The 13,166-nt window shown below is 60.2% G+C and carries 10 protein-coding genes; 6 read left to right on the plus strand and 4 right to left on the minus strand.

Annotated features, from left to right (window positions below; genetic code table 11):
• Window positions 1-443: 443 nt before the first annotated feature.
• From NET03_RS07480 to NET03_RS07490, 3 genes are read left to right on the plus strand one after another with little or no spacing between them, the layout of a single operon-like run.
• Entirely contained in the window at window positions 444-1,502 is a 1,059-nt protein-coding gene (locus tag NET03_RS07480) for a M42 family metallopeptidase (RefSeq protein ID WP_252128286.1), read from the plus strand.
• Between the two features lie 39 nt (window positions 1,503-1,541).
• Window positions 1,542-3,218 (plus strand): YncE family protein, encoded by a 1,677-nt coding sequence (locus NET03_RS07485; protein ID WP_252128287.1) that lies wholly within the window; start codon window positions 1,542-1,544, stop codon window positions 3,216-3,218.
• A gap of 14 nt (window positions 3,219-3,232) precedes the next feature.
• On the plus strand, window positions 3,233-4,183 hold the full coding sequence (locus NET03_RS07490; protein ID WP_252128288.1) for a uroporphyrinogen decarboxylase family protein: 951 nt from the start codon (window positions 3,233-3,235) through the stop codon (window positions 4,181-4,183).
• 102 nt (window positions 4,184-4,285) lie between these two features.
• Here NET03_RS07490 and NET03_RS07495 read toward each other — a convergent pair whose 3' ends face one another.
• On the minus strand, window positions 4,286-5,476 hold the full coding sequence (locus NET03_RS07495) for a hypothetical protein (protein WP_252128289.1): 1,191 nt from the start codon (window positions 5,474-5,476) through the stop codon (window positions 4,286-4,288).
• Window positions 5,473-6,480, minus strand: coding sequence for a tyrosine-type recombinase/integrase (locus NET03_RS07500; protein WP_252128290.1), 1,008 nt, complete (start codon window positions 6,478-6,480; stop codon window positions 5,473-5,475). The genes NET03_RS07495 and NET03_RS07500 overlap by 4 nt, the downstream gene beginning before the upstream one ends.
• Window positions 6,481-6,653: 173 nt before the next feature.
• Between NET03_RS07500 and NET03_RS07505 the strand changes: the two genes are divergently transcribed.
• Window positions 6,654-7,448 carry a phosphatase PAP2 family protein gene (locus NET03_RS07505; protein WP_252128291.1) on the plus strand — a complete coding sequence of 265 codons (795 nt, stop codon included), beginning with the start codon at window positions 6,654-6,656 and terminating at the stop codon, window positions 7,446-7,448.
• Between the two features lie 52 nt (window positions 7,449-7,500).
• Here the strand turns inward: NET03_RS07505 and NET03_RS07510 are convergent, their stop codons facing one another.
• Window positions 7,501-7,998 (minus strand): response regulator, encoded by a 498-nt coding sequence (locus tag NET03_RS07510; protein WP_252128292.1) that lies wholly within the window; start codon window positions 7,996-7,998, stop codon window positions 7,501-7,503.
• Between the two features lie 645 nt (window positions 7,999-8,643).
• On the minus strand, window positions 8,644-8,850 hold the full coding sequence (locus tag NET03_RS07515; protein WP_252128293.1) for a heavy-metal-associated domain-containing protein: 207 nt from the start codon (window positions 8,848-8,850) through the stop codon (window positions 8,644-8,646).
• A gap of 475 nt (window positions 8,851-9,325) precedes the next feature.
• On the opposite strand from NET03_RS07515, the gene NET03_RS07520 reads away from it, so the two are divergent.
• Together NET03_RS07520 and NET03_RS07525 are read left to right on the plus strand one after the other, a co-directional pair.
• A complete protein-coding gene (locus NET03_RS07520; protein ID WP_252128294.1) occupies window positions 9,326-10,636 on the plus strand; it encodes an ABC transporter substrate-binding protein in 1,311 nt (436 codons plus the stop codon).
• 1,026 nt (window positions 10,637-11,662) lie between these two features.
• Complete coding sequence (locus tag NET03_RS07525) at window positions 11,663-12,391, plus strand: M55 family metallopeptidase (RefSeq protein WP_252128295.1); 729 nt, start codon at window positions 11,663-11,665, stop codon at window positions 12,389-12,391.
• The last annotated feature ends 775 nt before the right edge of the window (window positions 12,392-13,166 follow it).

A 13,166-nucleotide genomic window follows, 5' to 3' on the forward strand; every position in this document is an offset into this window, starting at 1 on the left:
TATGAGACAGCAAGCAGCGACAGCGTCGGCGCTGAGGCCAAGTGTGTGTCATTCCTTGTACCCCTGTGGGTGGAGGACCCTCCACAAGGCAGGCCGCTGTGGACGTTTTTTGAAGCAAGGGGACTTCTGCTGCAAGAGCAAGCTAGCTGACAGAGCAGGCCGTACTTGCTCGAAGGATCGTGATGAGTACGAGCCACGAGCCGTATGGGCGGCTCCTGCGCTTGAGGACCGAGCACACCTGCAGGTGACAACCAACACATCCTCAGGGTCTTGCCTCTGACACCCGTGGCTTTAGCCTTTGTCCTGCGCTCTTCTACCCCGGAGGTTGAGTGATTTGTTGTTCGGTTGACACCTCTCGCCACCCTCCACTTGGGCTGATTGACACTTGATGCTAGGATCAGTGCGGCAGCGGACGGTCGACTCTGTACAGGGACGGTGACTCGATGGAACTCGATTGGCAGCTGCTTGAGCGCTTGTGCGAAGCCCCTGGTGTACCAGGCCACGAGGAGCGCGTCGCGGCGATCGTTCACTCGGCCCTCCAGCCACTTGTTGATGAACTCCGTAGCGATGCCATGGGAAACCTCATCGGCATCCGCCGTGGCCGTGCTGATCGGCGGATCATGCTCGCCGCGCATATGGACGAGATCGGCTTCTTGGTCCGCTACATCGACGATCAGGGCTTTCTCCGCCTCCAACCCGTCGGTGGCTTCGACCCCCGCGTCCTCGTTGCGCAGCGTGTCTCTGTCTGGCCGCGTCAGGGTGAGCCGCTGCTCGGTGCGCTGCAACTGGCGACGAAGCCAATCCATCTCTTGACGAGTGAGGAACGGAAGGCCCCAGCGCTCGAAGATCTCTATGTTGATCTGGGCCTGCCACCGGACGACGTGCGGGCACGCATCGAGTTGGGTGATATGGTGACTCTGGCGCGTGACTTCGTGCGACTCGGTCCGACTGTCCTGAGTAAGGCGCTCGATGATCGCGTCGGTGTCTTCGTCATGCTGGAAGCGCTCCGGCATCTCGAGCAACACGAGGTCGAGATCCTTGCGGTCGCTACTGTCCAAGAGGAGGTCGGACTCCGTGGGGCGCAGACAGCTGCCTTTGGTCTTGAACCCGATGTCGGTATCGCCCTCGACGTCACCATCGCAGGTGATGTCCCCGGGATTGACGCGGACGATCGCGTCACGCGCCTCGGTGAGGGAGTAGCGATAAAGGTCTTCGATACCTCCCACCTGCCCAGTCGTCCACTTGTTGAGCATCTGCGCGAGATTGCCGAGCGTCACGGCATTCGCTACCAGCTCGAACTCCTGCCTCGCGGAGGAACTGACGCCGGTGCCGTGCAGCGCACGCGTGCCGGTGTTCCGGCGGTCACGTTGTCGATCCCCACCCGGTATGTCCATACCGTGAACGAAATGGCCCACGTTGCGGATATCGCAGGGGCGGTCGAACTCCTCGTCCGTTATCTCGCCGAGGCTCATGAGCGTTCCTACCAGCCCTATTCGTGGTGAGGCACCAGCAAGGTGCCCTCGTCCTGCCGGGACCTGCGCATGCGACAGGCAGTGGTCATTCTCCTCGTCCTCGCCAGCTCATTCCTCGTACCGGTTCCTGCACCAGGTGCCGCGGAGGGACCAGCGTTGCGCATCGCGCAGGTCACCGTCGAGCCGACCGCTCCCGTTGCAGGGGATGTCGTAACCGTCCGTTTCCAGGTCGTCGGCCTCCAGGAGACACCAGTAAGTGGGCTCCAAGGTCGTGTTCTGGTTCTCCCCGTCTTTGGGAGCCCTGACGGCGCAGTGACGCCCATCGCTGAGGTTCGTTCCGCACGCGAGGTTGCTCCTGGCATATACGAGTTGGCTGTTCCTTTGAATGAGCCCGGACGGTGGCGCCTCGATATCGAAGCAACTGACGGAATCGCTTCGGCCGTATCCAGTAGCCTTCTCGAAGTCGCTCCCCGCCTCGCAGCACCACTTCCCAGCGATGCCCCGGTTCTTTTCCGTGCGAGTTCCTGGGTCACAGCCCTCCGCTTCGATCCGAGCACCGGGAGCATGGTACGGTTGCTCGGGGAGACGGCCGTCAAGGCTGGTGGAGTGACCTACGTTGTCCGTCGTTCCTCTTTCCCAATCGGCACCATCAGTCGACTCTATGGTGGCCTTTGGCAGCTGAGCCTTGTGCTCACTGATGTGCATTCTGGACAGGAACGGCGCATTGATCTCGAGCCTGTCCGTGCCTCGCTCCAGCCTGGTTCGACCTCCACTCCAGCGATGACCATGGCAGTGGCCGGCGTTTCGGATAAGCCGGTGATCCTTGTCTATCGCGCTGCTCGCCTAGGCCAGAGCTGGCTCGCAGAAATCATCGCGATCGACAGTCGTTCCGACGAAGTCAGAGCACGCCAAGTGCTGCCGGGTGCGTTGCGGGGAACACAGCTCCTGCCACGGGTTGCTGTGACATCCGGAAGCCAGCTGGTTGTGTTCGAACGCCTCCTCTCGCTGGACGCCTCCGGGGAGGCGCGAGTCTCGATCCTAGACGCCGAGACGCTCGAAGTCCGAATGTCCCGTCGCTGGTCGTTCGACGCTGCTGCATTCGCCGATACTGACTGCCTTGCGAACCCGACGATCGACGGTGGAGCTCTGAGCACAACTCAGCCAGGCTGGTTCTCCTGGTGTAGGGATTCGTCAAGCAGCTGGCTGGGGCTCTGGGATCTCGTTACAGGTCAGACGATTGCGCGGGTTGTCGCTGATCCCGCGACGACGGTGCTCCTGCCGTCGCATGACGGTCGCTGGCTGTTTCTCGTCGAGACACGCTTGCGCCGCGTGGTCGCTCTCGATGCTGACACCGGAGAGCGCCGCGAGGCAACTCGACCAGCTTCTGAAAAGGAGACGACTACCTTGTGGCGGCGCTTCTCAGGCCTGTTGTGGCCGGATGTGCAAGCCGCATCGCCGTTGTCACTCCACGCCGCACTTTCTCCAGATGGCCGTCTGCTCTATACCGTCTTCCCATCGACAGACGACCTCGGAGATGGCATCTGGGTTTACGAGACCGCGACACTGGATCCCGTCGAGCATCTCTTGCCAGGATGGCTCGTCCGCGGCGTTGTGGTTGCGTCCGACGGCACGGTTGTCGCTCTCGCCGAGGGGTCGAGGGGAGATCGCCTCGTCGTTCTTGACAACACTGAACCGAGGCTAATCGTCACCGTACCGGAACGGATCAGCGAAGTACTGCAGGACTGAGAGGAGGGAGACGCGTGGCAACATTGACGAAGCGCGAGCGTGTGCAGGCAGCGCTCCGCGGTGAGGTGGTCGACCGCCCACCGGTCTGTTTCTGGCATCATTTCCGTCCCCATGGCTCCGGACATCGGCTGGCGGAGCTGACGTACGACTTCTTTGTCCGCCGTTTCGATCTCGATATTGTGAAGCTGATGCCTGACCTGCGCTATCCCTTTCCCCGGCGTGCTGTGGTTGAGCTTGATGACTGGTACCTTATCGATGCGATCGACATGCGCCGCTCACGTTATGCGCAGGAGTGGGTTCGTGCAGTGCGTCATCTTCGTGAGCTCGTCGGCCCCGACGTCCCGATTGTCGTCACAGTCTTTAGCCCGCTGACGCAGGCCATGTACGCCGCCGCTCGTCCCGAGTTTGTGCTGGAGCTTGCAGCCGAGCACCCCGCACTGCTGCACCAGGTGCTGGCTCTACTGGCCGAGAATATTCGCGCCCACTTGGAACTTGTGTTGGCTGCTGGTGCGGACGGCGTCTTTTTCGCCCTCCAGGGCTGTACGGCAGCGACGATGCCAGTCGAGCGCTACCGCGAGTTCGGTCGGCCGTACGATCTTCTCGCGCTTGCTGGTGCCGCCGATGGCTGGCTCAACATTCTCCATGTGCACGGTGATCGCGAGCTGTTCTTCGACGACGTGCTCCACTATCCAGTTCAGGTCCTCAGTTGGAGCGATCGGCGTGCTGGCCCCTCTCTGCGTGAGGCGCGTCAGCGCACCGAGAAGTGTCTTATGGGTGGCTGGGACGAGTTCGGCGCACTTACAAATGGACCTCTCGAGGCGATCCGGGACGAGGCACTCGATGCACTTCAGCAAACGGGCGGTCGGAAATTCATCCTCGCTAATGGCTGCTCCGTTCCCGATGAGACTGATGAGCGCTGGTTGACCGCGGCTCGTCAGATTGTTGAGGAACTGAGGACCGCCTGAGAAGCGAGTTCGGTCCTGTGGTCCAGCAACCAGTGAGCTCTCTCAGTGTCGGAGGCTATAGAGCCACGCGGAATAAATCCTGCTTGTTTGCCCGTGATTCCTTCAGGAACTCGGATGAACGATGAACGTCGCCTCACCGGCTGGGTTCCCGTTGAGCCAGACCGTGACCTGATAGAGCACTGGTTCGGTCCCCTCCTCTGCTGGGATGTCGAATGGTACCGAGACCCAGTTAGCGGGATATGAGAGTCCACTGAGCGGCTGCTGACTCATAAGGGTACCTGCGCGTTCCCAGATCACACGGAGTTCGTCTGCTGGCTGAAGATCACGCACCAGGATCGCCACGTAGACACGCGCCGGTGCCTGGATTTCCCTCACCCTGGCCCCGACCGGTAACCCGGTGCTCGGCTCAATAGTCCGTACGATCCGGACGTCCTCGACGACCGCCTGACGTGGCTCTGGTGTTGGCGTTGCGCCGGCAACCGTGAAACTCCCTTGCGCGATCTCTTGCTGATCGGCGAAGATCTGAACAGTGTAATTCCCGGGTGGCAGTGGCTCGTCGCGTTGCAGCGTGAAGGTCCGTACGAATGCGAGTGTGACATCGTCGGCGCCGATTTCCGTCAAGACTCGGCCGTCGACTGTCCAGCGGCTCCAGAAGTCACCAGTCAAGTCTGGTGGCATGTTTGCCAGGATAGCAACAACCCGCACCGTCCCGAGCGGAAACACGCTCTGTGCAGTGATCGGTCCACTGCTGCTCGGTCGATCACCCGCGAATACCAAGGTGATTTGTTCCTCGCTTGTCCCCCGTGCTCCGCCGACCGTGAAGACAAGCGAGTCGATGAAACGATCATTGAGATACAGGCGGACACTGTACTCCCCACCAACCAGTGGCGTGTCCGACTGGAGCAGGAGTGCGATCCAGCGCGGACCGGAGACTGCATCCGCCAGCTGTCGTTCCGAGTGTCCGATCTCACTCGTCCCTCGAAGCCAGACCGCACTCAACCGTGTCCCGGCTGGAAGGTCGGTCGCTCGCACAACAAGATAGATCTGACGCGTGTTTGCGGGAATCGCGCTCACCTCGTCCTTTGGGGCTTCATCTGGTCCGACTGTTGTGGCCAAAACAAGTTGCCCGATAATCGGCTCGGGACGATAGCGGACTTCTCCGATGTCTGGGGTTAACACAACCAGAAGCTGAGGTGTTGGGGTTGGCGAAACTGCTTGTCGTCGTGGTGCTGTTCCGCTGCAACCAATGACGAGAAGACCGATGAGCAAAAGTGGCAGATATCGCACGCTCATCGGTCAACCACCTGTCGAGGCCCGGGACGGCGATACGGCCCAAAAGCCGCTTGATACTCCTCAGCCGCCTCTTGAGCCGTCAAGTGCACATAGATTCGCGTTGTCACCGGCGAAGCGTGCCCCAGGATCGCTTGGACGGTCGATTCGCGCACGCGACGACGCACGAGTTCGGTGGCTAGACCATGTCGAAATGAGTGTGGGGTGACGGCATACTCTACACCTGCCTGCTCACAGAGACGACTGACAAGCGCCTGAACGGTCCGAGGCGAGATCGCTTTCCCGGGCTGGCCCGGACGATCACGCCCACTGAATGCGGGGTATAACCCGACCCCACGCCCACTGTCCCCGCGGGCTCTCCAGTATGCTGCCAGTGCTTCGGCAGTTTCGCTATCGAAGTGCACCGTGCGGCTCTTCCCTCCTTTTGCCCGGTAGATGCGTGCTGTTCCCGTCTCCAAATCGATGTCTTGCCGACGCAAGGCGCAGAGCTCAGAGACGCGTACGCCGGTCCGAAAAAGGAACAAAATCAACGCCCGGATCTTCAGACGACGCAGTTCTTGAGAAGGATCACTCGCTGCCGGCAAGCTCCGAACATGTGCAACAATCCGTTCCAGATCATCTGTCCGTACATCGGGCGGCGGCGGGGTGAACCGCGGGAGCACAGTTGCCGCGCGAACACGCAACTTCTCAGTCGACAAGCCTGGATGCAAGTCAAACGAGACCAAATACCCGAAGAACTTCCGTACTGCTGCAAAGGTGGTCTGTGCAGTCCGCATCTGTGAGACTTCCTCCGGGGTCCGGATGTCCTCCGGCACGAGGTCGCGTAAGAACGCAATCGCATGCTCCTCGCGGAGTTGGTCGATTGGAGCCGTTGGATCAACGCCCTGATTCTCTGTCAGGTGATGCAGGAACTTGCGCAGCGCGATTTTGTACGTTGCACGGCTCCGTGGTGACAGACGAAGATCCTCCAGAAAACGTGTGACCGCCTCTTCGATCGTCGCCTTCACGCTTCTGCCTCCCCGTCACACGGAGAGTATAGCGTACGAACGCGCTATCGTGACGACTCCTGTTCGCGCCGGACTGGACGTCCGGCCCGCGACGATGGTAAGACTAGCCGCGAACCCGTGCCCCGTCCAGTGACCGGGTTCGCGAGTTCTCCGTGAGCGCGAAGGGGGTTGCGATGCACCAGTGGCCCCAAAGCAGGTCGCTGGAAGCCGTGCAGCCTCGAATTCGAGTTGCGCTCTTGGAGTTCGGGCTCATGGCTAGCCTCTTTGGCTTGTACTATGTCACGCGGGGAATCGCCGCCGGTCGAGCCTATGACGCCTTCCAAAACGCCTTCTTGGTGATGCGGATCGAACAAGCGTTCGGCCTCGACGTCGAACAGGCAGTGCAAGCCTTCGTTCTTGCAAATCCCATCGTCACCACAGTGTTGAACACCGTCTACACGTATACGCACCTCTGGACTGTGGTTTTGTTCGGGGTTTGGACATTCTTCTTCGTGCCGGGTCGGTATCGTGAAGTCCGGGCGACGTTTCTTGCTATTCTCGGGGTCGGTCTGCTCTCGTACACATTGTTCCCTCTCGCTCCTCCCCGTTTCTTCCCGTGGCGCGGCTTCGTCGATACCCTTGCTCTCTCCCGGGGGGTCAACTATGACCATCCTGGTATTGCAACGCTCTACAACCCCTTCGCCGCCATGCCAAGTTTGCACGTCGCCTTCTCCGTCTTCGTCTGTGTCGGGCTGTTCCGGCTTTCACAGAGTTGGCTCTTGCGCTTGCTGGGGCTCGGACATGTGGTGCTGATGACCTTCGCGGTCATCGGCACCGGAAATCACTACGTGCTTGACTGCCTCGCCGGAACTGTGCTCGCTGTCTCCGCGTGGTACCTTGTCCCTCGTCTCCTCGCACGTGCTGGGGACAACCGTGTTCCTATACCTCTCCCTGCAGAAGTCCCGTCTCGTCATCGTCTCCTGGGATAGGATGCGGTCGTACTGCTCGTCTTCTCCGCTCTCACGCTCAGCTACTGCGATCCTAGCTCGCGTTCACGGTGCGCCTTGCGCTCCCCAAGAGCTTTCCATTCCCTATGAAGCGCACGGCGTCGCTCGAACCATCCGAACTTCGGCCATTGCCCCACGCTACTGGGGGTTGTGAGGCGTTCCCCGCTTCTGTGAACGCTTCCCGAATGCGTCGCTGGATGAAGAGACCGAGAACGCTCGCGGACCATTCGCGCGGCACATACACAACGGTATCGCTGCGATACGCCGGCGGGAAATCGGCGCGTCGGGAGAGGGAGCAGAAGATGATCCGCTGTCCTTCCCCTGCGATGCGGTAGAGGAGATCGATGCTGTCACCGGCACGGAGTACGGGATCAAGGATGACGGCGTGCGGTTGCCAGCTCGTGAGCAGGTTCCGCGCCGACTCGATGTCTTCAGCCACTCGCACGCTGGCCCAGTGTTCGAGCACACAGGCCATGCTGAACCGAAACGAGTGGTCGTCGTCAATGATGAGGATTCGCCATCGCTTCTCCACGTCGCACCTCGAAAAGACACCGCCCTCGCACGCAGTGACACTTCGGCACGCTTGCCCCTTTCCCGGAGATCCCTTCGTCCCGGTTCTCCTGCGACTCCTATACCTCTTCCCGTCAGGCCCCTCGCCTAGCCAAGGCTAGGATGGGGGTCCTACGACTACTGGGAAGCCCATCGCACCGGAGTTCACCAACTTTTGATGGCGACTGATGCGCAATCGACGTATTCCCAGCCCCACTGCTCGTTGCGAGGCAGCAAGGCGACCACGCTCTCCTGTTGAATCAAGGGCAACCCTGATCAACCGGTCTGATATCCGTATGCCAGACGATGATCGGCTGGAACCGCTTCCTGTCCCCATAGGATGTGTGCGTGCACACGGCTTACGGCATGGGGCCGGGAGAAAGAATCGCGCGGTGTTGGAAAAGGCAACGACGTACCCTGCTCGCTCGGGAATTGGTACGGCGGTGGGGAAAGGAGCAGAAGAGAAGCAGATGCACCACCAGAGATACCTCACAGGCCCAACTGTGACCGACACAGAGGAGTACTCGTCCTGGACGCGGCATCGATGTTGCTGTAACAGCGCCCTGCAAAGCACCTCCTCACACAGCGATCCAGCGTGCCCTGGGCCTTACCGATGCGACGGAAACGGTCACACGGCGACGGAGTAACCCGCCGCCTCAATCTCGCGACGAAGGAGCTCCTCCGGTACTCCGTCCTCGGTCACAACGCGCACTGTCTTGGTGGCGAGATCGACCTCAACCGCTTGTACGCCAGCGATCTTCCGCAACTCCTCGGTGATGGCTCGTACACAGTGTTGGCAGCTTATGTCCGGTACGGTGTAGACCCGCGTCACCATTGTGCCCCTCACTTTCCATTCCTGTAGTGTCCTAATACCCCTTAGGGGTATCCACCGAAGAAGGATACTCCGTCTTGCGGGAGGACGGCAACATCGCGGTTCGGCCCTGGCAGGTCGGTGTGCTCTGTTCGCTTGTGAGTCCGTGTATCGTGCCCATTCGGCGGCTGGCAGTGTTGGGAGTGAAGGCATGCCTGAGGGGATAGTTGACAGCTAAGGGGTATATGATTAAAGTACACGTGACATCGGGTTCGCGCCCTCCCCATCAGGCTAGACGATTCTGGTGGGGCATCGAGGCTAGCGTTCACGCAGTCCCGTTGAGAGTCGCCAGCATCAGACGAGTCTAAAAAGAACAAGAGAATGTAACGCCCCTTGCGAACTCGCTCTCTCGCCGGAGTTGGTAAGAGGTTGTCAAGTGTCTCGCTAGTGTCAGGTCGAGGATGGTCAGTCAAGTCCTTGGAGAAGGGGAGGAGAAGGTATGAATCGTCGCCGGTTCCTCGTCATTTCCGCCTCGGCAGCCGCGAGCGCGCTCTTGGCTGCCTGCGGTGGCGGTGGTGCCACGCCAACGCCGGTGCCCGCACCAACACCGACGTCGGCAGCAGCAACCTCACCAACACCAGCCCCAGCTGCCACGCCGACTCCGCAGGCCGCTGCCACGCCAACGGTTGCTCGGCCAGCAACGCCCTTTAAGATCGGGGTGGTGGTTGCGCAGACTGGCAACCTAGCGGCATCCGGTCGACGGCACATAGAGGGGATGCAACTTGCGCTAGAGGAACTCGCGAAAGGCGTGGCCGGGCGTCAGCTTCAACTCATCCCTGCAGATTCAGCAGGGAATCCGGAACAGGCGCTCACGCACGTCCGTCGTCTCGTGGAGAGTGAGAAGGTTGACGTCGTTACTGGGTTTACCATTACTCCTGAGCTGACGGCTGTCCGTGACTATCTGCACGAGCAGAAGCAGGTCACAATCGTCTCGATCGCTGGTTGGCCACCGCTTACTCGTGATCCCAAGGTCCGTAGCCCCTATATCTTCCGTTCCTCTTTCTGCCAGGGGCAATATGAATTCATCCAAGCTAAGTGGGCATATGAGAAAGGCGGCTATCGGAATGTCGCGCTCTTAGCTCCGGATTATCAGACCGGCCACACGGTTGCGGCTATATTTAAGAATTACTTCCAAAAGTCTGGGGGGCAGATTGCCGCGGAAGTCTATCCTCCACTCGACACACAGGATTTCGGTCCGTATCTCCAGCGAATTCTCCAGAGCGCTGCCAATGCTGACGCGGTCTGGGCGTGGTTTATCGGCGCCGCTGCCATCCGGTTCATGACGCAGTACCAGGAGTTTGGCCTCAAGGATCAGTTCCCGTTGCTGGGTGGCGCCGAGATCGGAGACGATCCCTACCTACCCGAGGTCGGCGAGGCAGCGCTCGGTATCGTGAGCGCTATCAATTATGCTGCCCGCTACGAGCGGCCGCAGAATCGCGAGTTCGTCCGGAAGTTTCAGCAGAAGTTTAATCGACTGCCAGGCCACCTCGAGTATTGGGGCTACATCACGATCATGATTTTGGCTCAGGCACTGGAGGCGGTGAACGGCGATACCTCGAACAAGGAGGCATTCGTCCAGGCCATTAAGAACGTCCGATTCCAAGGCCCGATGAACGAAGTCCGGTTCCATCCCGAGGCCCAGGGTGTCATCACAACAGTTCTGGTTCGACGGGTCGAAAAGCTCCCCGATGGAACGCTCGGCAATGTGGTTCTCGACGAGTATCCGAATATCGACGACCTCTCTTTCTGAGATTCGTTTCTGATAGTGATCGCTCATGTGCCCCGGGTTCTACGCCCGGGGCACATCGTTCTCTGCCTGGACAGCGCCGTTTGCCCGCCTTACTTCGTGAGTATTTACCTCCGCACGGTCGGACGCTCGTCGCGCGTCGAGGCCCTGCCCAAAACGATTTCTGTCCCTTCTGTGGCACCGGGCTCCTTCAAGCGTGCCCACTGCTGCCTTCAGTCGCTGGTTTGCTGTCCTCACTCCGGCTGTGATCCGAGCAGGTCGGCGAAAGGAGCCATCGTACCAGCACCAAATGTTGCGGTAAGTGCTTTGACTTGACATGTCCAGTTGGGCTCCAGATTTGGCACTGCAGCATGCCGGTTCTTGCCTTGCCAGGGTCTGGGTGGAGTCTCCTCGGGGGTGATCGCGACTCGCAACGGGCTCCGAGATGCCCTCTTCCTTGGACGTGGCTTGGAGTTCATCACGCAGTGCACAAATCTCGTCGCGTGTGGAGGTTGCGCGCCCGGGACGGAAAAGTGTGTTGGTACAAGTCGCGTATCTTCTTCAGCGGAAGCGCATGCGGTCACAGTTGGCCGAGTTCGTCCCTGAGGGGGCACGCGAGCACGGCTCCGCCACCTGCCGGTCCCTCGGCTGCTGCGAGTGCTTGGTCCGAGGAGCTGGCCGACCCAACAGGCGTTGTGCTGCTCGTCCTGGTGACGCAGCCGGCAGCGGTTCACGAGTAGCTGGTCGAGCGCATCGCACCGCTGCTACGCCCGTGGGGCCGACCGCTGTCCCTGTTTGGCCGGTGACGGATTGAAGTGACAAAGATTCTGTCTAGTCTCGTGATGACTTGTGAGTGTGCCGCGGCTGTTGCGGTGTTTGGGGGCTCTTGGCACTTGTGACAACTGCGGTAGTTGGTGCTCTATGACAGCCTTCACCGATCGCTGATCGTGTTCCTGGTACAGTACAGGACTTCACGTCTAAGGTCCCTATGCGTGCGGTATTCTTGTTGGGTCGGGGATCCTGGGAAGGTCGGAACACGTGGAGCTCATAGTGGTCGCGGACCTCGAGGGAATGTCGAGTATCTCTCGTTGGGAAATCTGTTTCCCGGCCCACGCAGAGTATTCGCAGGCGCTCGCAGCGTACCGCGCGGAAGTCGACGCTGTGGCGGAAGCAGCCCGAGCATGGGGCGTTGGCGCGGTGCGCATTCTTGATTGGCACCAGCGTCTCCTCCCGTTGGACCTGTTTCCTGAGGTGATGACGCCTGACGAGCTGCTGGCTGAGCAGCGGCCTCGTGTTGCGGTGCTTCTAGGTTTCCATGCCCGCGCAGGACAGCGGGAGGCGTTTGCACCCCGCACGTTGATACCTGGGCTTCAGCTGTTTTGGGAGGATCGTGAAGCAGGAGAGCTGGCGCTGGCGAGTCGCTGGCTCGGCGAACTCGGAATCCCGCTTCTTGTGGTGACGGGAGATCGGGGATTGACCTCAGAGGCCGAGGAGTGGACGGACCAGACGGCGACGGTCACAGTGAAGCGGGCGCTTACACTGGACCAGGCGGAATCACTGCCTCCTGAGCGAGCGCAGCGTGCTATTGCTGATGTACTACAGCGGGTGCTCGCCCGCCGCTCGTGGTGGTGGGTGTATCGTCCATCGTCGCCAATTCACGTACGGCTGGAGTTTCCGGACGGAAGCAGGAGTTTTTGCCAGGCGAATTCAATGCAGGAACTTTTCGGACATTTCTCGGAGATACTTCGCCCATTCGGATCTCCTGGCTTACCACAGTGACTCTGCGTGAATGGGTGTTCCCTGCTACGTGCTGTCAGGAGTGGTGGGGATCGAAGCGATGTTTCGTTGAATTCGCCGCTATGCGGCGTTCATGAACGGGCAGTGGTATCGACGCTGCGAGCGCTTGCAGCTTCCGCGAAGGAGATCGGGGGAAGCCAACCATAGTCATGAATAGCCCACCCAGTGGAGCGATGTTGACGCTCTGAGGAGTAGAGTCTCTCTGTACCCAGCTCGAAGTTCTCTGTATCTCCTCCCTACCGAGAGACAATCTGAGCCTGTTCATGGGTGCAGGTCGGACGCGAGAGTTCGCGTGTGAGGTTTTCCGTCGAACCGTCGAGTTACAAGGAGGGCTGGAAATCGCGGATGGAGTCTCTGGTGCGTGATGACTGCGCACGAGGTCGCGTGCCGAAACCGCGCACCTGGTAACGTGCATCGTGTGGGCGGGTCAACGCCATGGACACGAACTGAAAACGGCTGCCCGGCATCCAGCCTTTTCGCCACTGACTGTTGCACCTGTTGAGCTGACCCCGCTTATGGCACAGCTCCTGGCGGTTGTAGAGAGAAGGATTTGACCTTCTCTTGAGGTACTCAAGGAATTCGCTTGTGCTTCCCGACTCCGTGGGGTTTCTCAAGATTCTCGCAGAGCGTACCAGGTTGGTAGCCTGTAGTGCAGCTTGGCGAACCCGTGGGCACGGCAGTATAGACGTGAGTAGCTCAGACGAGCGTCGCTCCTGTGGACAACAGAGGGCATTCCTGGGAGCTCATCTTTGGCCGA

Origin of the sequence: Thermomicrobium sp. CFH 73360 (assembly GCF_023806465.1) — a bacterium.
Taxonomy (GTDB): Bacteria; Chloroflexota; Chloroflexia; order Thermomicrobiales; family Thermomicrobiaceae; genus Thermomicrobium.

Excerpts from the sequence above, each read along its gene's own strand:
- NET03_RS07480 (WP_252128286.1), top strand. The coding sequence starts at position 444 with ATGGAACTCGATTGGCAGCTGCTTGAGCGCTTGTGCGAAGCCCCTGGT.
- NET03_RS07485 (WP_252128287.1), top strand. The coding sequence starts at position 1,542 with ATGCGACAGGCAGTGGTCATTCTCCTCGTCCTCGCCAGCTCATTCCTC.
- NET03_RS07495 (WP_252128289.1), bottom strand. The coding sequence starts at position 5,476 with ATGAGCGTGCGATATCTGCCACTTTTGCTCATCGGTCTTCTCGTCATT.
- NET03_RS07505 (WP_252128291.1), top strand. The coding sequence starts at position 6,654 with ATGCACCAGTGGCCCCAAAGCAGGTCGCTGGAAGCCGTGCAGCCTCGA.
- NET03_RS07515 (WP_252128293.1), bottom strand. The coding sequence starts at position 8,850 with ATGGTGACGCGGGTCTACACCGTACCGGACATAAGCTGCCAACACTGT.
- NET03_RS07520 (WP_252128294.1), top strand. The coding sequence starts at position 9,326 with ATGAATCGTCGCCGGTTCCTCGTCATTTCCGCCTCGGCAGCCGCGAGC.